The organism is Xanthomonas sp. WHRI 7064 (assembly GCF_040202355.2).
Classification (GTDB): domain Bacteria; phylum Pseudomonadota; class Gammaproteobacteria; order Xanthomonadales; family Xanthomonadaceae; genus Xanthomonas; species Xanthomonas arboricola.
On the sequence record NZ_CP167821.1, the window covers coordinates 1,527,914 to 1,547,631 of the forward strand.

Genomic DNA, 19,718 nt, shown 5'->3' on the forward strand with positions numbered 1-19,718 from the left:
CACGTGCAAGCGCCCTCGGCAGACCGAAGCATTCGCGCGTAAACGAAAGATGTTCTGCACAAATTGATCGGTGTGCGGAGCTGGTCGGCGGCGCGGCGCCGCATCCAGTGTCGGGACACGCCGTGAATCCATCCCTGGAGGCTCGGTGGCGACATCCATGTCGCCACACGGTCCCGCCCCCGGACGCGGCACCGCGCTCCCAACATTGCCACCGCTGATCGGCAAGCAATGCTTTCAAAGCACGTGCGGATGCCTGCGCAGTCTGTGGCCAATGCAAATCGGCAAGCTATCTATCTGCTGCCACATCGTCAGCGATGGCGACACGCCGAAGCACCTACTGCCCAACAGGCCCTCCGCATTTCTGTCAGCAACCGATAGCAACCGGTGATGCTTGCGCGCGTGCCGGCGTGGGACCTTGAGCGGCATGGATGCTGCGCCAGAGCCTACATGGACGTACTTGCGGCGTGTCCTACGCCGGTACGCGTGCAAGCGCCCTCGGCAGACCGAAGCATTCGTGTGGAACCGGCAGAGGTCTTGCACAAGATTGCCAGGTCTGCGGAGCTGTTCAGCGGCGCGGCGCCGCATCCAGTGTCGGGACACGCCGGGAATCCATCCCTGGAAACCCGGTGCAAGCGCCCGCAGCAGACCTAAGCATTTGCACGTACCGCACTCTCGCAGTGCATCGCAGCTGTCCGATCAGCTGCGCTTGCCGTAACGTTCCAGCCAGTGCGCGTACGAGGGCGGCAGCACCCACGACGGGCGTTCTTCGCCCAAGGCCAATGCGGCGTCATACGGCCAGTGCGGGTTGGCCAGGTGCGCGCGGCCGACCATCACCAGCTCCATCTGTCCGGCGGCGACGACGCGGTCGGCTTCCAGTGGATCGTCGATGTTCCAGGACGAGGCAACCGGCAGCTGCGCCTCGCGGCTGACGCGTTCGGCGTAAGGCGCCAGCAAGGCCGGTCCCCACGGAATCTGCGCAGTCGGGGTGCTGAAGCCGATGCTGACGTTGAGCAGATCCAGGCCGCCTTGCTTGAAGTTGCGCGTCAGTGCGATGGCTTCCTGCAGGGTCTCTTCGTCGCGGCCATCGAATTCGATCACGCCAAAGCGTGCGGTCAGCGGCAGCTGTTCCGGCCAGACCGCACGCACGGCCTGCAGCGTTTCCAGCAGGAAGCGCGCGCGGTTGTCGGCAGTGCCGCCGTAGTGATCCTGGCGTTGATTGGCGTGTACCGAGAAGAAGCTCTGCGCCAGATAGCCGTGGGCAAAATGCAGCTCCAGCCACTGGAAGCCGGCATCGCGCGCGCGCTGTGCTGCAGCGACAAAATCGCCGCGCACGCGGGCGATGTCGTCCAGCGTCATCTCACGCGGCACTTTGGGCAGGCCGCCGCCGAAGGCGATGGCCGAGGGCGAGATGGTGTCCCAGCCGCGCGGGTCGCCGTCGGCGATGTGGTCGTCGCCTTCCCACGGCAGGTTGGCACTGGCCTTGCGGCCGGCGTGGCCGATCTGGATCCCCGGCACGGCGCCGGCAGCGCTGATCGATGCCGCGATGCGCGCCAGTCCTTCGGCCTGGGCGTCGTTCCACAGGCCCAGGCACCCGGGGGTGATGCGTCCTTCCGGTGATACGCCGGTGGCTTCGACGATGACCAGGCCCGCACCGCCGCGCGCAATGCCGGCGTAGTGCACCTGATGCCACGCGTTGCTGAGGCCGTCGACGGCGGTGTACTGGCACATGGGCGGAACCGCGATGCGGTTGCGCAGGGTGACGTCCTTGAGTTGATACGGAGAAAACAGCGATGACATGGAGAGCGACCACCTGAGAAAAAGCAGGCTGCGATCAGACCACGCCCGGCTGCCGCGCAGACACCCTGCCGGTGGCACAGCGCGTTGCATGCGGTACCGGTTGTGGACAAGCGGGCCCGCCGGCGCAGCGGGCGCCTCCGCTGGCATGGGATGCGCGGTTCCGATCGGTCTGGGCCGGTGTCAGGCGCGCTCTGCCCGCAAAGCATGACCACCGTTGCGCAGCGGTCGGCGGCTGCATGCACGGCCGAGCCGGCGGCGGACGCCAACCGGCTGCCGTCGCGCCTGCAATCGTCGCGCCCGTGTGGCAAGGGAACGGGACGGCAGTCATCGCATCTTTGCAGGCGTGGTCGCGCTCACGTTCACCGCGTGCGCCGCAATGTCAAACTCTGTCTGGACGTTCCTCTGACCGCTACAGGTTCGTCGCTGGTTGCCGAAACTGAATTGCTTTATTCTGCTGCGCTTCGGCGTGGGGGCGCCGCGCCAGATAGGGGGCGCCATCGTCCCGCATGCCCAGCCTTCTCTCTTCTTACTCTCGGCGGGTGATCTCATGGTGGCATTGCAGCAGCGCTCGATCGATGCGATTCGTGGCCAGGAAAGTGCATTGTTGGCTGCATGGCTGGGCTCCAGCCTGGGCAGCGATGGACGGATTTCCCGGCAGGACATCGAAACCCAGAGTGCGGACTTTTTGCATCTGTTGGTCGCTTCCCTGAAGGACGGCGGCAGTAGCCTGGACAGCGCCGACTGGAGCGAGGTACGTCGTTTCCTGGAAAACCTGTCGCGTGACCGCGCCACCCGCGGCTTCGATTCGCAGGAAACCGCCAACTTCATCTTCTCGCTCAAGCGTGTGCTGTTTGCGCTGGTGCAGCGCGAGTACGCCGATACGCCTGAAGAACTGGGCCAGCAGCTGTGGGCGCTGTCCGAGCTGCTGGACCGTCTGGGCCTGTACACCGTCAAGGCGTTCCAGAAGACCCGCGAAGACATCATCGTGCGCCAGCAGGAAGAAATGCTGGAGTTGTCCACCCCGGTGGTCAAACTGTGGGATGGCGTGCTGGCACTGCCGATGATCGGCACGCTGGATTCGCAGCGCACCCAGGTGGTGATGGAGTCGCTGCTGCAGCGCATCGTCGATACCGGCTCGGAAATCGCCATCATCGACATCACCGGCGTGCCCACCGTGGACACGCTGGTCGCGCAGCACCTGCTCAAGACCGTCACTGCGATCCGCCTGATGGGCGCCGACGCTATCATCAGCGGGGTGCGCCCGCAGATCGCGCAGACCATCGTGCACCTGGGCCTGGACCTGCAGGGCATCGTCACCAAGGCCAACCTGTCCGACGCGCTGGCGCTGGCGCTCAAGCGCATCGGCGTGACCGTCAGCAAGGCAGGCTGACATGGAGCGCATCCCGATCCTGCGGATGGGCGACCTGCTGCTGGTCACCATCCAGGTGGACATGCACGACCAACTGGCGATGACGCTGCAGGAAGACCTGTCGGAAAAGATCAGCGCCACCTCCGCGCGCGGCGTGCTGATCGACATTTCCGCACTGGACATCGTCGACTCCTTCATCGGCCGCATGATCAGCACCATCTCCGGCTTGGCGGCGATCATGGATGCCAGGACCGTGGTGGTGGGCATGCAGCCGGCCGTGGCGATCACGCTGGTCGAGCTGGGCCTGACCCTGCCGTCGGTGCGCACCGCGCTCAATGTCGAACGCGGCATGCGCCTGTTGCAGCAACCCGATCGCGATTCATGACCACCGGTTCGCAACCGGTGCGCACCGAACAGGATGTGGTGCTGGCCCGGCAGACGGTACGCAAGCTGGTGGTGCAGTGCGGCCTGCGTCTGGTCGACCAGACCAAGCTGGTCACCGCAGCCAGCGAGCTGGCCCGCAACACCGTGATCTACGGCGGCGGCGGCGACATGGATTGGGCCCTGGTGGAAAGCGGCATCCGCAAGGGCGTGCAGCTGACCTTCCGCGACGAAGGCCCCGGCATACCCGACCTGGATCTGGCGCTCACCGATGGCTGGACCTCCGGCAGCGGACTGGGACTGGGCCTGTCTGGCAGCCGTCGGCTGGTGGATGATTTCGTGGTGGACACCGCAGCCGGCAAGGGCACGCGCATCACCATCACCAAATGGAAGTGATGCTTGCTGGCGAGGTCACGCGCGCGTTTCGCGTCGACGAAACCAGCCAGGTCGGGCAGGCACGGCGCGAGGCGGCGGCGCTGGCACTGACGTTGGGTTTCGATGAGGCCGCCGGCGGGCGCGTGGCGCTGGTGGCCACCGAGCTTGCCACCAACATGGTCAAGCATGGACGTGGCGGCTGGCTGCAGTTGTCCACGGTGGCCGCACGCCAGGGCATGGGCGTGGAGATCTGTGCCATCGACGGCGGCCCCGGGTTCGCACTCGTGGACGGCCTGCGCGATGGCTATTCCACTGCCGGCACGCCGGGCACCGGGCTGGGCGCGATCCAGCGCCAGGCGCAGGTGCTGGATGCGTATTCCGATGCCAAGGGCGCGGTGGTGATGGCACGGCTGTTTGCGCAGCAACGCGCCGAGCTGGACCTGCCGTACGGCGCCATCCGCCTGCCGCTGCACAGCGAAACGGTGTGCGGCGATGCCTGGCATCTGGCGATTGGCGAGCAGCGGGCGACCGTCACCGTGATCGATGGCCTGGGCCACGGTCCGGGTGCCGCCGATGCTGCCGATGCCGGGACGCGCGCTGCAGCCACGGCCCGCGGCGAGCCCGGCGAGCGCATCGCGCAGCTGCATGCCGGCATGTCCGGCACCCGCGGCGGCGCGGCAGCGGTGATGCAGTTCGACAGCAGCACCGGCCGGGTGCGCTTTGCCGGGGTGGGCAATATCGTCGCCTCGCTGTGCGATGGCGACGGCGTGCGTGGCATGCCGTCGCATCCGGGCATCGTCGGGGTGCAGTTCCGCAAGGCGCAGCCGTTCGATTTTGCGGATGCCGCCGGCAAGCTGCTGGTCATGCACAGCGATGGCCTGCAATCGCGCTGGAACCTGCGCGATCATCCGGGCCTGCTGTCGCGCCATCCGCGTCTGATTGCGGCGGTGCTGTTGCGCGATTACACGCGTGGCCGCGACGATTGCGGCGTGTTTGTCATGCGGCTGGGAGGCCTGCAATGAATGCTTCCGGTGAGACACTGCCGCTCGATCCGCTGGCCGAACTGGACGCGCTGCGGCGGCAGAACCAGGCCCTGCGCGAAGAGCTGGAAGAGACCAACCAGGGTGTGCTGGCGCTGTATGCCGAGCTGGATCAGCAGGCCGAACAGCTGCGCGACGTGTCCGAGCTCAAGAGCCGCTTCCTGTCGTACATGAGCCACGAGTTCCGCACCCCGCTCAGCTCGATCCTGAGCATCACGCGGCTGCTGGAAGACGGCATGGACGGGCCGCTGACTGCCGAGCAGTCCAAGCAGGTGCGCTTTGTCAGCGCCTCGGCGCGCGAGCTCACCGAGATGGTCGACGACCTGCTGGATCTGGCCAAGATCGAGGCCGGGCGCATCACCATCTCGCCGGGCTGGTTCGACTTGATGGACCTGTTTGCGGCCTTGCGCGGCATGTTCCGCCCGCTCACCGATGCCGGCAGCACCACCTTGATCTTCGAAGATCCGCCGGTGCTGCCGATGCTCTATACCGACGACAAGAAGCTGGCGCAGATCCTGCGCAACTTCATTTCCAACGCGCTCAAGTTCACCCCGCAAGGCCATGTGCGTGTGTTCGCGCAGCTGGAAGGCGAGACCCATGTGCGCTTCGGCGTGCAGGACACCGGCATCGGCATTCCGGCCGAGCTTCACGACGCCTTGTTCGAGGATTTTGTACAGGTGGATTCGCCGTTGCAGAAACGCCTCACCGGCACCGGTCTGGGGCTGTCGATCTGCAAGCGGTTCGCCGAGTTGCTGGGCGGCACGGTGGGGATCAACAGCGTGGTCGGGCAGGGCTCGGAATTTTTCGTGGTGCTGCCGGTCACGCTGGCAGCGGAGGATGCACTTGGGCAGTAAGCCGCACATTCTGGTGGTCGACGACAACGCGGTGACGCGTTATTCGGTGCGCCGCGTGCTCGAACATCACCAGTTCGTGGTCGACGAAGCCGGCACCGGCACCGACGGCCTGGCCAAGCTGGCCGAGCAGGCATTCTCTGCGGTGGTGCTGGACGTCAATCTGCCGGACATGAGCGGCTTTGACATCGTGCGCACGCTACGCGCCGAGCCGCGCACCGCGTTGCTGCCGGTGGTGCACGTGTCGGCGGCATCGATTGCCACCGGCGACATGATCACCGGCCTGGAGGCCGGTGCCGACGCCTACCTGATTCACCCGGTCGACCCCAGCGTGCTGGTCGCCACGCTGCGCACCCTGTTGCGTGCGCGCCAGGCCGAAGACGCCTTGCGTATCAGCGAGGCACGCTTCCGCGAGATCTTCGAGCACATCAGCGCACCGATTGCGGTGGTCGATGCCAGGCTGCACACGCATGAGGCCAATGCGGCGTTTCAGCGCCTGATCGGTACCGTCACGCCCGGCGAGGCGCTTGCCGTGCCCGGCGTGGACCAGGCCGCCACCGTGCAGGCGCTGACCGACGCGCTGGCGCAGCGCGAGCGCTGGAGTGGCGCCTTGTCGATCCTGCGCGAGGGCAAGGTGTGCGAAACCGAGTGGCGCGTGTCGCCGTATCGCGAACCGGATCTGGGCCTGCTGCTGGTCGAGGACGTCACCGAACAGCGCCTGCGCGAGCGCGAGCAGCGCCAGGAACTGGATACCGCCACCACCGAGCTGGCCCACCAGATCGCCGAGCGCCAGCGCACCGAAATCCAGTTGCTGCAGGCGCAGAAGATGGAAGCGCTGGGCAAGCTCACCGGCGGCATCGCGCACGACTTCAACAATCTGCTGACCAGCATCATTTCCGGCCTGGACATGATCCAGCTGGCGGTCGAGTCCAACCGCATCGAGCGGGTGCCGCGGCTGGCCGAGATCGCCACCGGCTCGGCGCATCGCGCCGCCGCGCTGACCCAGCGCATGCTGGCCTTTGCACGCAAGCAATCGCTGGATGCGCAGGCCTTCGACATCAATGCACGCGTGCGTTCGCTGGAAGACATGCTGCACCGCTCGATCGGCGAGAACATCGTGCTGGAACTGGAGCTGGCGGACACGCCGCTGGTGGCGGTGGCCGATGCCAATCAGCTCGAAAACGTGGTGCTTAACCTGGTGATCAACGCACGCGACGCGTTGAAGGGCCGGGGCACCATCCGCATCCAGAGCGCGGCCTATACCGCGCAAGGCGATCCGGAACTGGACGATGGCGATTACGTGGCGGTGAACGTGATCGACAACGGCAGCGGCATCGAGCCTGCGATTCTCAATCAGGTCTTCGAGCCGTTCTTCACCACCAAGCCGATCGGCGAGGGCACCGGCCTGGGCTTGTCGATGACCTATGGCTTTGCGCGCCAGTCCGGTGGCACCGCACGCATCACCAGCACCGTGGGCCGCGGGACCACGGTGGCCTTGCTGCTGCCGCGCGGGCTCACCGCCAGCGCAGTGCCGCCGGCACCGGCACCGAGTTCGCCCCGTGCCCGCAGCGAGCGCATCCTGCTGGTGGACGACACCGACGTGGTGCGCATGATGGTGAGCGAGGTGCTCAGCGATGCCGGCTACCACGTGGTCGAAGCCGAAGATGCCAACGGCGCGCTGGATCAGTTGCGCGCCGGGGTGGAGATCGATCTGGTGGTGTCCGACGTCGGCCTGCCCGGCATGAACGGGCGCGACATGGCCGACGTTGCGCGCGCGCTGCGGCCCGGCTTGCCGATCCTGTTCATCACCGGCTACGCCGAAAATGCCGCCACCCGCCAGGAATTCCTGGCCGACGGCATGGCGCTGCTGCCCAAGCCTTTCAGCCTCAACGACCTGCTCAACATGGTCGGGCAGATGCTCGATAGCAGCGTGATCGCCGCCCGCGCCTGACGCGGTTTACGCGCGTAGGCGCCAGCTGTCGGTGCCTGCGTCTGCCGCGCGACGATGACGACGATGTGCGCGCGCCGCCTCAGGCGTTGACCGCGTCCAATCCAATGTCGAACTACGTGTGTTTCAGGTGTGCGCTGCCTGTGCCCAACGCGCCGCGTTGCGCGCGCCTGGCTGCAGTGGATGCTTGTCCAGTGCGCCGGCAGCGCCGGCGTGTCATTGGCGGGCGTGCGCTCACTGCGCGTACGCGTAGGGGCCGAACGTGGCACCCAGGAAACCGCCGGCGCTGTCGGTGCTGAGCATGCGGGCATCGCCCTGTTCCAGCAGCGTCTGCCACTGGCCGCTGCCGACTGCGTAATCCACATGCACGCGTGCGCCATCCAGGGCAAAGCGCAGCGTGACCGGTTGGGTTGCATCGGCCAGCGGCGCGCGCGCCAGCACGGTGCCGCTGCCTGGCTCCTGCGTCCCGGCGCGGCGCGACAGCACCACCGACATGCCAGCATCCTCGCGCACCAGCAGTAAGGCCAGGTAATGCGTTTCCCTGGCGACGATTGCCAGCCCGGCCTGTTCGCCCGCTGCCAGCGTGCTGCCATCGACGGTCGCCGCCAGCGTGGCGTGGTGATGCTGCAGACGGTGGCCCAGATACGCCGGCTGCCCGCGGCCGATATCGCCCAGCGCCACGCTCGAGGGCGTGATGCGCAGACCCTGCGGGCCGGTGACATACCACGGCGTCGTTGGCGGATGGATGGTCATCCATTGCATCGGCACGCGTGCGTCCTGGAAATGCTCGCTCCACTGCATCGGCCCGCTGGTGGGTGCGTCTTGCGTGCCTGCCGGTAGCGGCGGGCGCGTGGCGACCGCAGGCACTGCCGTGCCGTGCGGCAATATCACCGGCCAGCCGTCGCGCCACTGCACCGGCAGCAGGAAGGTTTCGCGACCCAGGGTGTAGTGGTTGCCTTGATACGGGCGGGTGGCCAGGAATACCGCCCACCAGGAGCCGTCCTGCAATTCGACCAGTTGCGCGTGACCGGCGGAGGTGATCGGCGCGCTGCGGCTGGGGTCCAAATCGCGCTGGGTCAGCACTGGATTGCCGCTCCAGGGCTGATATGGCCCGGCGATCTGGCGGCTGCGGTAGATCATCTGTGCATGCTGCTCGCCGGTGCCGCCCTCGGCTGCGGTCAGGTAGTAATAGCCATCGCGGCGGAACAGATGCGGGCCTTCGATATGCTCGGGGTTGCTGGCAGGTTGGAAGCCCGCATCCACCAGCACCTGGCGCGTGCCGACCAGTTTCATGCTGGCCAGATCCAGCCGCTGCAGCCAGATCGCGCGGTGCCCGTCGTAACGCAGCTTGCCGGCCGGCACATCGTTGTTGACCAGCCAGGCGCTGCCGTCGTCGTCGAAGAACAGCGATGGGTCGATGCCCTTGGCATCCAGCCAGATCGGGTCCGACCAGGGCCCGGCCGGGTCCTTGGCGGTGATCAGGAAATTGCCGTAATCGCAGTAGAAACAGGTGTTGGCGATGTAGAAGGTGCCGTCGTGGTGGCTGATGCTGGCGGCGAACAGGCCGCGGGTGAGTTCGTCGTTGCCGTATTTGATTTGATCAGGGCGATCGATCGCGTTGCCGATCTGCGTCCAGTGCACCAGATCGCGGCTCTTGAACACCGGCAGGCCGGGGAAATAGCCGAAGCTGGAGTTGACCAGATAGAAGTCGTCGCCCACGCGGACCGCCGAGGGGTCCGGATGGAAACCGGCCACGACCGGGTTGCGGTACTGCGCCGCGGTCGGTACCGGGCCGCCATCATCGCCCTGGTAGTCGATCCGGCTGATCACCGCGCTGCCGGCCTGCGCCAGCTGACAACTCACCGCGGCCAGTACGCCCGCCATCCATCCAAGTCGTTTCAAGCTCTGTCCCTCGCCGCTGAGCGCGTCCGCATGGCGCCAGCATGCCAGCACGCGGCTAGCGCAGGCATGCCGTTTCGAAATGCCTGGCGCGCGCCGCGGCATGGCTCTGCAACGGCGGCCATGTGCGCAACGGCACGCTTGCCATAGAGCTGCAACATTGCTGACATATCGTGCGCGCGGCGCCACCTAGCGTCGTCGGCCGGCATGCCCGGTGTCGACGGACGCTGGAGTGGTCAACAAAACGTGGCGAGCGGTTGTCAAGTGGGCACGGACGGTAGGGGAGGAACCGGCGTGTACGAGTGCGACGTGCCGATTCCAAGTACCGGCCGTGCCCGCCTGATCGCCGCGCAGTCATGTTGATCGCCGCGTTTGCCTCCGTGTCACCCCTCGCGTCACCTACCCAAGGATCATCTCGCATGTCGCTGTACTCGTCTGTCTCCGCGTCCCTGACGTCCGCCACCACGCACGCACCCGCACGCCGTCGCGCCGCCTTGCAGCGCACGCCGCTGGCGCGTGCCTGCGCCGGCCTGCTGCTTGCCTCGCTGGCCGCCGCTGCCTCTGCGCAGCAGGCGCCGACGCGCCAGGGCGAGAGCGAGGGCAGCCCGACCGCGCTGGATACGGTCACCGTCACTGCCGAACACCGCGAGCAGAACCTGCAGGAAGTGCCGGTGTCGGTGGGCGTGGTGCAGGGCGCGGCGATGCGCGAGTTCACCGCCGGTGGCGACGACACGCTGCTGGCGCTGTCCGGCCGCGTGCCGGGCTTCTATGCCGAGACCACCACCGGGCGCATCTTCCCGCGCTTCTATATCCGTGGCCTGGGCAATATCGATTTCTACCTCGGCGCTTCGCAGCCGGTGTCCATCATCCAGGACGACGTGGTGCTGGAGCACGTGGTGCTCAAGTCCAACCCGGTCTATGACGTGGACCAGGTCGAAGTGCTGCGCGGCCCGCAGGGCACCTTGTTCGGCCGCAACACCACCGCCGGCATCGTCAAGTTCGACACCATCAAACCCGGCGATACCTATACCGGCCGCGTCGATGCCAGCTACGGCAGCTACAACACGGTGTCGCTGGACGGCGGCTTCGGCGGCCCGATCAACGACGTGCTGTCGTTCCGTGTGTCGGCCCTGTACCAGCACCGCGACGACTGGGTGGACAACACCTTCGCCGGCAGCAGCGCCGACGGCACGCGTACCCCGCGCAAGGATGCGATGGGCGGCTACAACGACCGCAATGCGCGCCTGCAGCTGCTGCTCAAGCCCAACGACGCGTTTTCGCTGCTGGGCTCGGTGCACACGCGCGACTACGACGGCACCTCCACGTTGTTCCTGCGCAATGCGGTCACGCGCGGCAGCGACAAGGTCGACGTGCCGCGCGATCGCGTGGCCTACGACGAGGCGCACGACAACCCGCAGGCGTATCAGACCGACGGCGGCTCGATCAAGGCGATCTACGATTTCGGCGGCGTGTCGCTGACCTCCATCACCGCCTACGAAACCACCTCCGGCTATAGCCGCGGCGACACCGATGGCGGCGCCGCGGCGAACTACCCGGTCAACGGCGTGCCGAACGGCTTCGGCCAGTCGATGGGGCAGATCCGCGACCTGGATCAGTACACCCAGGAACTGCGTCTGGCCAGCGAAGGCGACGACGCTCTGCAATGGCAGGTGGGCGCGTTCTACTTCGACGGGCGCGACACCACCGATTTCTATCAGCGTGCGTATTTCCTGCAGACCGCCGCGCGCAACCCCAACAACTGGGTGCGCCTGCGCAACACCAATACCTCCTGGGCCGGGTTCGGGCAGCTCAGCTACAAAGCCACCGACGCACTCACCCTGACTGCCGGTCTGCGCCAGACCAAGGACAGCAAGGAAACCCGCCTGCTCAAGACCGCCGATACCGCCGCCGGTGCGGTGACCTATCGCGGCCGTCGCGACGTGCGCATGTCCGATACCCAGCCCAGCTGGGATCTCAGCGCGATGTATGAGATCAATCCCGAGCTGAGCGTCTATGCGCGCGTGGCACGCGGTTTCCGCGGTCCGACCATCCAGGGCCGCAGCGCGGTGTTCAATTCGGATTTCACCACCGCCGATTCGGAAACCATCCTGTCGTGGGAGGCCGGCATCAAGAGCAGCCTGTTCGACAACCGCCTGCGTCTGAACGTCAGCGGCTTCACCTACACGGTGGACGACATCCAGCTCAACGGCAACGATTCGGACGGCAACGGCGTGCTGTTCAATGCCGACAAGGCCAAGGCCTACGGCCTGGAGGCGGATCTGGACTGGCGCCCGATCTCCAACCTGTCGCTGACCGTCGGCCTGAGCCTGTTGCACAGCGAAATCCACGACGATCGCGTCTACGCGCAGGCCTGTGCGCTCAACGGCGTGGTGGTGTGCACGGTCAACGACCCGACCATCCGCGTCGGTGCCAACACCTTTGCGCAGATCGACGGCAACCCGCTGCCCAACGCGCCCAAGTACAACCTCAACCTGGCCGCGCGCTACGACATCCCGGTGGGCAACGATGGCGCCTTCTTTGTCTCCACCGACTGGAACAAGCAGGGCGAAACCAGCTTCGTGCTGTACGACTCCACCGAGTTCCGCGCCGACGGCAATTTCGAAGGCGGCCTCAAGCTTGGCTACACCGGCGGCTATGGCGCGTGGGAAGTAGCGGCGTTTGCACGCAACATCACCAACGAGAAGAACGTCAAGGGCGTGATCGAAAACTACATGGCGGCGGTGTACAACGAGCCGCGCGTGGTGGGTGTGTCGGTCAACGTCAACTGGCAGTAAGAGCGACTGAAAAGTCGCCAGCGGCTGCACGGTGCTCTGGTCAGCCGCTCCCGGTGCTTGATCGATCGACTGCATCACTGCGCGTGTGCCGCAGTGATGCCGATCGTAGAATGTAGAACAGACCCGCTGCGTGCATCATGCAGCGGGTTTTTTTGTGTCAACGGCTGCGCAACACCGACTGCACCCAGCTGACGATCTGCGCGCTGCTCACCGCGCCGGAGTGACGGCCCAGCTCACTGCCGCCGCGGATGACCAGCAAGGTCGGGATGCTGCGGATGCCGAAGCGCGTGCCCAGCGCCGGATGCAGATCGGTATCGACCTTCGCCAGCCGGACCTGCGGTTCGAGCATTGCCGCGGCTGCGGCAAACTGTGGCGCCATGCTCAGGCACGGCCCGCACCACGGCGCCCAGAAATCCACCACCACGGGTAGCGCGCTGCGCACCGCATGCTTGTCGAAATCGGTGCCCGACAGCGCCACCGGCGTGCCCAGGAACAAGGGCTTGTGGCAACTGCCGCAGTTGGGGGCATCGCGCAGACGCGCAGCTGCGACACGGTTCATCGCAGCGCAGCTCGGGCAGGCGATCAGGAGCGGTGCGTCGGTCATGCGGTGGTCTCCGGTGGCAGGCAATGCAGTCGCTGCGCTCGCATGCCATGGCGGCAAGTGCGGCTGCATGCGGCCAGTGTAACTGCCATCGCCGAAGGTCCGGTGTCGTCGGCCACTGCCGCAACACCGGGTGTGCGGCGTTCATGCGACAGGCCGGCGCACGCGCGCTGCAGTGCTCAGCCCGATTGCCCCAGGCTCAGGATCGGAACGAAGCCGCCGTAGATCAGGCGCTTGCCATCGAACGGCATCGGGTTGACCGATGGGTCCATGCGCGGGTCGTCCATCATCTTGCGCATGCCCGCATCGCGGGTCGCCTTGTCCGGCCATTCGATCCACGAAAACACCACGGTTTCGTCCTCGCCGGCATCGACCGCGCGATGGAAGTCGGTCAGTTGTCCATGCTGGACGTCATCGCCCCAGCACTCCACCACGCGCAGCGCGCCGTACTCGATGATGATGGCATCGCCCATGCGGGCATGTTCCAGAAACGCGGCTTTGTTGGCCGTCGGCACCGCGAGCGCAAACCCATCCACATACGACATGACCACCTCCTCGGACATGGCGCACGGCGTGCGCCTGATGATGACGAACAGATGCTGGTGCGACCGAAACAAGCTGGAATGCGGCGCCGCGATGGATGTCGCCCGCGCGTGGAGTGCGAGCATACGGTGCATCCGGGTGCCGAGCACTGGTCGCGCTCGCATGACGATGCACACCGTTGTCGTGCCCGGTTTCGTTGTCGGATCGCATGTGCGGCACGTTGCGTGCCGCGTCCTGGATGAGTTCGTCAGTGGGATTGTGTTGTCGCGATGGGCTGGGCTTACAACAGGCCGTCAGCATCGGGATTGCACCGGCTTCGATCACCCATCACGCCTTGCCGGACGCGCCGTGGCGGACGCCCGGCGTGATGCTTGTCGCCCCGTTGGCCGCGATTACGCGGCCAGGTTGTGTCGCCGCAGCACGGCTTCAAACACCACGTCGCCGTCTTCGTTGCGTGCCTGCAGCGTGCCGCCGTGCGCCTTGACGAACTGGTCGGCGATGAACAGGCCCAGCCCCAGGCCCTGGCTGGCATGGAAGCTGGCCTTGAACGGCTCGAACAGGCGCGGCATCAGGCTGTCCGGGATGCGCCCGACATTGCGCACCGACAGCCGCAGCGTGTCGCGTTCGCGTCCATCCAGGTGCACCCGCACCGGCTGGCTGCCGCCATGCAGCACCGCATTGCCGACCAGATTGGACACGACCTGGGCCAGGCGATCGCCATCGCCATCGCCGTCCAGATCGCCTTCGGTACGCAGGTCGATCGGCGTGTGCGGATTGGCCTGCGCCACTTCGCCCACCACACTATGGGTGACTTCGCCCAGATTGCAGGGGCCGAATTGCATCGACAGCCCGTCGCTGCGCAGGCGCGAGAAATCCAGCAACTGCTCGACCATCCGCGCCATCCGCCGCGCGCTGTTTTCCAGGTGATCGAGCGTGCGTGCGGCCGAGCCATCGGCCTCCACATCCAGGCTGAGCTTGTCGGCGCACAGCAGGATCACCGACAGCGGCGTACGCAGGTCGTGGGTGAGCACGGCCATCATGGTTTCGTTGAGGGTGAGCGCGCGTTCCAGCGAGGCGTTGCGTGCCTTGAGCAGGCGCCGCTGCTGGTACAACTCGATGAACACATTGACCTTGCTCAGGATCACGTGCGGCTCGATCGGCTTGTGCAGGAAATCCACCGCGCCGGTTTCGTAGCCCTGGAAGGCGCGCATCGGATCGTTCGGCGATGCGGTCAGGAAAATGATCGGCACATGCCGGCTGCGCTGCGAGCCGCGCATCAGTTCGGCCAGCGAAAAGCCGTCCATTTCCGGCATGTGCACATCCAGCAGCGCCAGCGCCACATCGTGTTCGAGCAGCAGCTCCAGCGCCTGCGCGCCGGACGCGGCACACAGCACCTGGAGGCCGTCGCGCTGCAGCAGCGCTTCCATCGCCACCAGGTTCTGTGGCACGTCGTCGACGATCAGCAGCTTGGCGGGTTCGTCGCCGTTGCCGTGCGCAGCCAGGCCGGTCGCGGTGAGATTCATGGGTGAAAGGCTTCCAGTCGGCTGCAGATCGCCTGCAGGGTGAGCACCGCATCGGCGCCAGCATAGGCGAGAGCGGAGGCGGGCATCAGCGGTGAGGCGGCATCGTCGGGGCGCTGGATCCAGGCGGTGCCACCGACCGCGCGCACCGCCGCCACGCCGGCGCTACCGTCGCTGCTGGCGCCGGTGAGCAGGATCGCCAGCAGGCGCTGCCCGAAGACGTCGGCCGCCGATTCGAACAAGGGGTCGATCGCCGGGCGCGAGAACAGCACCGGTGCATCCATCGACAACGCCAGGCTGTCGCGCGTTTCCACCAGCAGATGGTAGTCGGGCGGGGCGATGGTCACGCTGCCGGCAAGCAGCGGCTGCTTGTCTTCGGCCTCGCGCACCGGCAAGGCGCAGCGTGCATCCATCAGCTCGGCAAGATGGCTGGTGCGGTCGCGCGGCAGGTGCAACACCACCAGCACCGGCATCGGCAGGTCCGCAGGCAGGCTGGACAACAGCGCCTGCAAGGCCATGACGCCACCGGCCGAGGCGCCGATCACCATCGCGTCGAACTGCGCGGCCTCCGCGTGCATCTCGTTCATGCCGCCGCCTTGCGGAACAGGCGCTGCTCGCGTGCCACGGTTTCGAACGCCTGCGCATGCGCACCGAACTGCAGCGACTCCTTGCTGCCCAGGCCCAGGAACCCACGGTGCACCAATGCATCGTGGAACAGGCCCACGGCACGGTCCTGCAGGCTGCGGTTGAAATAGATCAGCACGTTGCGGCACGACACCAGATGCACTTCGGAGAACACCGTATCGGTGGCCAGGCTGTGGTCGGCGAAGACGATGTTGCGCTTCAACCGGCGATCGAACACCGCGCCGTCGTAGGCGGTGGTGTAGTAATCCGAGAGCGAGCCGCGGCCGCCGGCATCCAGGTAATTGCGGCTGAACTGCGCGATGCGGTCGATGCCGAAGGCACCGGCTTCGGCCATGCCCAGCGCTTCGGGATTGATGTCGGTGGCGTAGATCACCGCCTTTTCCAGCAGGCCTTCTTCGTGCAGCAGGATCGCCAGCGACCAGACTTCCTCGCCGGTGCTGCAGCCGGCCACCCATAGCTTGATCGATGGATAGGTGCGCAAGACCGGCACCGCATGCTCGCGCAGTACGCGGAAGTAGGCCGGGTCGCGGAACATCTCCGACACCTGCACGGTGAAGAACTGCATCGCCTGCGCAAAGGTGTCCGGTTCGTGCAGCAGGCGGTGCTGCAGATCGGCCACGCGCGCGCACTCTAGGCGTGCCATTGCGTGGCGCATGCGCCGGCGCAGCGACGACACCGCGTAATCACGGAAGTCGTAGTGGTAGCGCTGGTAGACCGCTTCCAGCAGCACCCGCAGCTCCAGGTCGAACAGCTCCACCGCGTTCATTGCCGCGAGCACCACACCCGGCACAGCGACACCAGCTTGTCCACGTCGATGGGCTTGGCGATGTAGTCGTTGGCGCCGGCCTCAAGACAACGTTCGCGATCGTCGGCCATGGCCTTGGCGGTCAGCGCGATGATCGGCAGATCCTGCCACTGGCGATTGGCGCGGATCTGGCGCATCGCGGTCAGGCCGTCCATCTCCGGCATCATGATGTCCATCAGCACCAGGTCCACCTCGTGCTTGGCCAGATGTTCCAGCGCCTCGCGGCCGTTGCGGGCGATCTGCAGCGTCACGCCCAGCGGCTCGAGCACGCTGGAGAGCGCAAAGATGTTGCGCACGTCGTCCTCGGCCAGCAGCACGGTGGCGCCGTCCAGCACCGCATCGCGGCGGCGCGCTTCGCGCAGCAGGCGTTGCTGGTCGCTGGGCAGCGAGGCTTCCACGCTGTGCAGGAACAGCGTCACCTCATCGAGCAGGCGCTCGGGCGAGCGCACGCCCTTGATGATGATGCTCTTGGAATAGCGGCGCAGGCGTTGTTCCTCGTCGCGGGTGAGCGCGCGCCCGGTGTAGACGATGACCGGCGGAAACGCGACTGCGTCGTTGCCGGCCATGCGCTCGAGCAGGTCGTAGCCGCTGCCGTCGGGCAGCGCCAGATCGGTGACCATGCAGTCGAAGGTCGAGCCGGCCAGCTGCTGCATCGCCTCGGCAATGCTGCCCACCGCGATGATCTCCAGTTGATCGCGCGCCAGCAGCAATTGCAGATTCGCGCGCAGCGCGCTGTCGTCCTCGACGATCAGCAGGCGGCGCACCGCACGTGCATTGGTGTCTTCCAGTTGACGGATCGCGCCCGCCAGCAGCTCGCGCGTGGCCGGCTTGATCAGATAGCCCACCGCGCCCAGTTCCAGCGCAATCTGGCTGCGCTCCAGCGCGGACACCACATGCACCGGAATATGGCGCGTGGCCGGATCGCGCTTGAGGCGTTCGAGCACGCTCAGGCCGGACGCATCCGGCAGGCCGATATCGAGCAGGATGCCGCTGGGGCGCAGTTCGGCGGCCAGACGCAGCGCTTCTTCGGCGCTGGGCGCCACCACGCAATCGAAGTCCAGCTCGTGCGCCAGGTCGACCAGCGCCTGTGCAAAGCGTGCTTCGTCCTCCACCGCCAGGATCAGCCGGCCGGGACGGGTGCGTTGGTCGCGATCATCGTCGGCGCGCTGCAGCGGCGGGGCGGTGGCTGCCGGAATCGGCAGCGGCATCCCCGTGGACGCAACCGTTGCGCGCCCATCAAGGCGCGAGTCCATGGCCGTGCCACTGGCGGATTGCGACGACGGCGCGGTGCCGATCGCCATCGCACCCGCGTTGGCCTGTGCTGCGGTGACCAGCTCGGCCGGCGCGCCGTCGATCGGCAATTCCAGCGTGAAACAGCTGCCGCGTCCGGGCTGGCTGTCCACGCGGATGCTGCCGCCCATGCGCTGGGCCAGGTCGCGCGAGATCGACAGCCCCAAGCCGGTGCCGCCGTAGCGACGGCGCGTGCTGCCATCGGCCTGGCGGAACGCTTCGAAGATGACCTCGGTCTGTTCGTGCGCGATGCCGATGCCGGTGTCGTTGACCTTGAACAGCACCCGGCCCGGCGTGTGCGCCTGGATCGACAGGCTGACGCTGCCGTGCTCGGTGAACTTGATCGCGTTGGCCAGCAGGTTCTTGAGGATCTGCTGCAGGCGCTGGCTATCGACGACCAGTTGCGTCGGTGCGTCCGATTCGGCAGCCATCTGCAACGCCAGGCCCTTCTGCCGCGCCAGCGGTTCGAAGGTCTCGCGCAGGCGCTGCAGCACCGAGCTGGTGGCGACGGTCTCGTCGGCCAGTTCCACATGCCCGGCTTCGATCTTGGACAGGTCGAGAATGTCGTTGATCAACGCCAGCAGATCGTTGTTGGACGACAGAATCGCCTGCGCGTATTTCACCTGCTCGGGGCTGAGCGTGCCGTCCTTGTTGTCCGACAGCAGCTTGGCCAGGATCAACGCGCTGTTGAGCGGCGTGCGCAGCTCGTGCGACATGTTGGCCAGGAACTCGGATTTGTAGCGCGAGGCGGTGGACAGCTCGTTGCTGTTGCGCACCAGCTGATTCTGCGCGATCAGCAAGGCCTGCTTCTGCGCTTCCAGCGCCTGGGTGCGCTCTTCCAGCTGCACGTTGGTCTGTTCCAGCTCGGCTTGCTGCAGTTCCAGATCGCTCTGCGATTGCTGCAGGCTGCGGCTTTGTTCCTCCAGCTCCTCGTTGGCCACGCGCAGCTCTTCCTGCTGGGTCTGCAGTTCCTCGCTTTGGCGCTGGGTTTCTTCCAGCAGGGCCACCAGCTGCGCGCGCAGCAATGCCGTGCGCAAGGCCAGGCCGATGTTCTCGCCGCAGCGCGTGAGGAGTTCTTCCTCGCGCGTGCGGGCCGTGCCCGGCGCAGCGGCGCGGCCCAGCTCGAGGATGCCGATCACCCGCCCATCGGCGATGACCGGTGCCAGCAGCAGTTCCTGGCAGGCGCTGCGCCCCAGGCCCGAGGCGATCTGCAGATGTCCGGCTTCCACACCGCGCACACGGCGCACCGTGCCGCTACGCAAGGCCTCGCCGAGTTGGCCGGCATCGGTCGGCAATGTCTTGGACGCATCGGCCGGCAGCGCGGCGCCGCCGGTCAGACGCAGGCGCTCGCCCTCGATGCGATACAGCGCGCCGACCTGCGCATCCAGCGTGTCGCACAGCGCGCGCACGGCGGCATTGGCCAGATCGTCCGGGCTGTGATCGCCGCGCAAACTGGCTTCAACGGTGTTTTCGGCCTGCTGCAGCCACAGCGCCAGTTCGGCCTGGCGGCGTGCGCGGATCGCCTGCATCACCACCAGCGCCATCGCCAGGAACGATACCCCGCCGATGCTGCGGTTGATCGAGGAAAAACTCGAACTGGTACTGGACGGCGCCAGCTGAAAACCGACGGCCAGCAGCACGCACGATAGCGCGGCGACCACCAGAGGCACCTGCACGCGATTCTGGAAAACCGTCACGCCCACCGCGACGAAATAGGTCAGCCACACCGCATAGCCGAGCGGCGTGACCAATTCCACGCCGAGCGTTCCCGCCATCAGGGCCCCCGCGATCACCCACACCCAGCGGTCGCGTGTGGTCGAGATGTTCTGCATAAAGGCGCGGACCTTACGGGGAGGGCG

15 protein-coding genes and 1 other RNA gene are annotated in these 19,718 nt (G+C 66.6%); 7 read left to right on the forward strand and 9 right to left on the reverse strand.

Features of this window, described 5'->3' with window-relative positions:
- Positions 1-696 precede the first annotated feature (696 nt).
- Positions 697-1,797, reverse strand: coding sequence for an NADH:flavin oxidoreductase/NADH oxidase (locus ABQY74_RS06580; protein ID WP_104555717.1), 1,101 nt, complete (start codon positions 1,795-1,797; stop codon positions 697-699).
- Between the two features lie 547 nt (positions 1,798-2,344).
- Here ABQY74_RS06580 and ABQY74_RS06585 point away from each other — a divergent pair.
- From ABQY74_RS06585 to ABQY74_RS06610, 6 genes are read left to right on the forward strand one after another with little or no spacing between them, the layout of a single operon-like run.
- On the forward strand, positions 2,345-3,187 hold the full coding sequence (locus ABQY74_RS06585; RefSeq protein WP_039528520.1) for an STAS domain-containing protein: 843 nt from the start codon (positions 2,345-2,347) through the stop codon (positions 3,185-3,187).
- A 1-nt stretch (position 3,188) separates the two neighbouring features.
- A complete protein-coding gene (locus tag ABQY74_RS06590; RefSeq protein WP_016901513.1) occupies positions 3,189-3,551 on the forward strand; it encodes an STAS domain-containing protein in 363 nt (120 codons plus the stop codon).
- On the forward strand, positions 3,548-3,943 hold the full coding sequence (locus ABQY74_RS06595; RefSeq protein ID WP_349793952.1) for an ATP-binding protein: 396 nt from the start codon (positions 3,548-3,550) through the stop codon (positions 3,941-3,943). Before ABQY74_RS06590 ends, ABQY74_RS06595 begins: the two co-directional genes overlap by 4 nt.
- A complete protein-coding gene (locus ABQY74_RS06600) occupies positions 3,934-4,944 on the forward strand; it encodes an ATP-binding protein (RefSeq protein WP_104555718.1) in 1,011 nt (336 codons plus the stop codon). Before ABQY74_RS06595 ends, ABQY74_RS06600 begins: the two co-directional genes overlap by 10 nt.
- Entirely contained in the window at positions 4,941-5,816 is an 876-nt protein-coding gene (locus ABQY74_RS06605) for a sensor histidine kinase KdpD (protein WP_104555719.1), read from the forward strand. The genes ABQY74_RS06600 and ABQY74_RS06605 overlap by 4 nt, the downstream gene beginning before the upstream one ends.
- Positions 5,806-7,764 carry a response regulator gene (locus tag ABQY74_RS06610; protein WP_180973866.1) on the forward strand — a complete coding sequence of 653 codons (1,959 nt, stop codon included), beginning with the start codon at positions 5,806-5,808 and terminating at the stop codon, positions 7,762-7,764. Before ABQY74_RS06605 ends, ABQY74_RS06610 begins: the two co-directional genes overlap by 11 nt.
- A 231-nt stretch (positions 7,765-7,995) precedes the next feature.
- Here ABQY74_RS06610 and ABQY74_RS06615 read toward each other — a convergent pair whose 3' ends face one another.
- Positions 7,996-9,645 (reverse strand): glycoside hydrolase family 43 protein, encoded by a 1,650-nt coding sequence (locus ABQY74_RS06615; RefSeq protein WP_047124183.1) that lies wholly within the window; start codon positions 9,643-9,645, stop codon positions 7,996-7,998.
- Between the two features lie 249 nt (positions 9,646-9,894).
- Positions 9,895-9,971: non-coding RNA, sX9 sRNA (locus tag ABQY74_RS06620), on the reverse strand.
- 108 nt (positions 9,972-10,079) lie between these two features.
- Between ABQY74_RS06620 and ABQY74_RS06625 the strand changes: the two genes are divergently transcribed.
- Complete coding sequence (locus tag ABQY74_RS06625; RefSeq protein WP_102596416.1) at positions 10,080-12,455, forward strand: TonB-dependent receptor; 2,376 nt, start codon at positions 10,080-10,082, stop codon at positions 12,453-12,455.
- Between the two features lie 157 nt (positions 12,456-12,612).
- Here the strand turns inward: ABQY74_RS06625 and trxC are convergent, their stop codons facing one another.
- From trxC to ABQY74_RS06655, 6 genes are all read right to left on the reverse strand, one after another.
- Positions 12,613-13,059 carry a thioredoxin TrxC gene (trxC, locus tag ABQY74_RS06630; protein WP_104555720.1) on the reverse strand — a complete coding sequence of 149 codons (447 nt, stop codon included), beginning with the start codon at positions 13,057-13,059 and terminating at the stop codon, positions 12,613-12,615.
- A 176-nt stretch (positions 13,060-13,235) separates the two neighbouring features.
- Positions 13,236-13,601: a DUF1428 domain-containing protein gene (locus tag ABQY74_RS06635; RefSeq protein ID WP_024938078.1), complete on the reverse strand. Its 366-nt coding sequence runs from the start codon at positions 13,599-13,601 to the stop codon at positions 13,236-13,238.
- A gap of 390 nt (positions 13,602-13,991) precedes the next feature.
- Positions 13,992-15,122 (reverse strand): hybrid sensor histidine kinase/response regulator, encoded by a 1,131-nt coding sequence (locus tag ABQY74_RS06640; protein ID WP_102583711.1) that lies wholly within the window; start codon positions 15,120-15,122, stop codon positions 13,992-13,994.
- The gene (locus ABQY74_RS06645) at positions 15,119-15,697 is read right to left on the reverse strand and encodes a chemotaxis protein CheB (protein WP_181098320.1); all 579 of its coding nucleotides are present in this window, start codon (positions 15,695-15,697) and stop codon (positions 15,119-15,121) included. The genes ABQY74_RS06640 and ABQY74_RS06645 overlap by 4 nt, the downstream gene beginning before the upstream one ends.
- A 5-nt stretch (positions 15,698-15,702) precedes the next feature.
- The gene (locus tag ABQY74_RS06650; protein WP_180970621.1) at positions 15,703-16,554 is read right to left on the reverse strand and encodes a protein-glutamate O-methyltransferase CheR; all 852 of its coding nucleotides are present in this window, start codon (positions 16,552-16,554) and stop codon (positions 15,703-15,705) included.
- Complete coding sequence (locus ABQY74_RS06655) at positions 16,527-19,691, reverse strand: response regulator (protein ID WP_104555722.1); 3,165 nt, start codon at positions 19,689-19,691, stop codon at positions 16,527-16,529. Before ABQY74_RS06655 ends, ABQY74_RS06650 begins: the two co-directional genes overlap by 28 nt.
- Positions 19,692-19,718 lie beyond the last annotated feature (27 nt).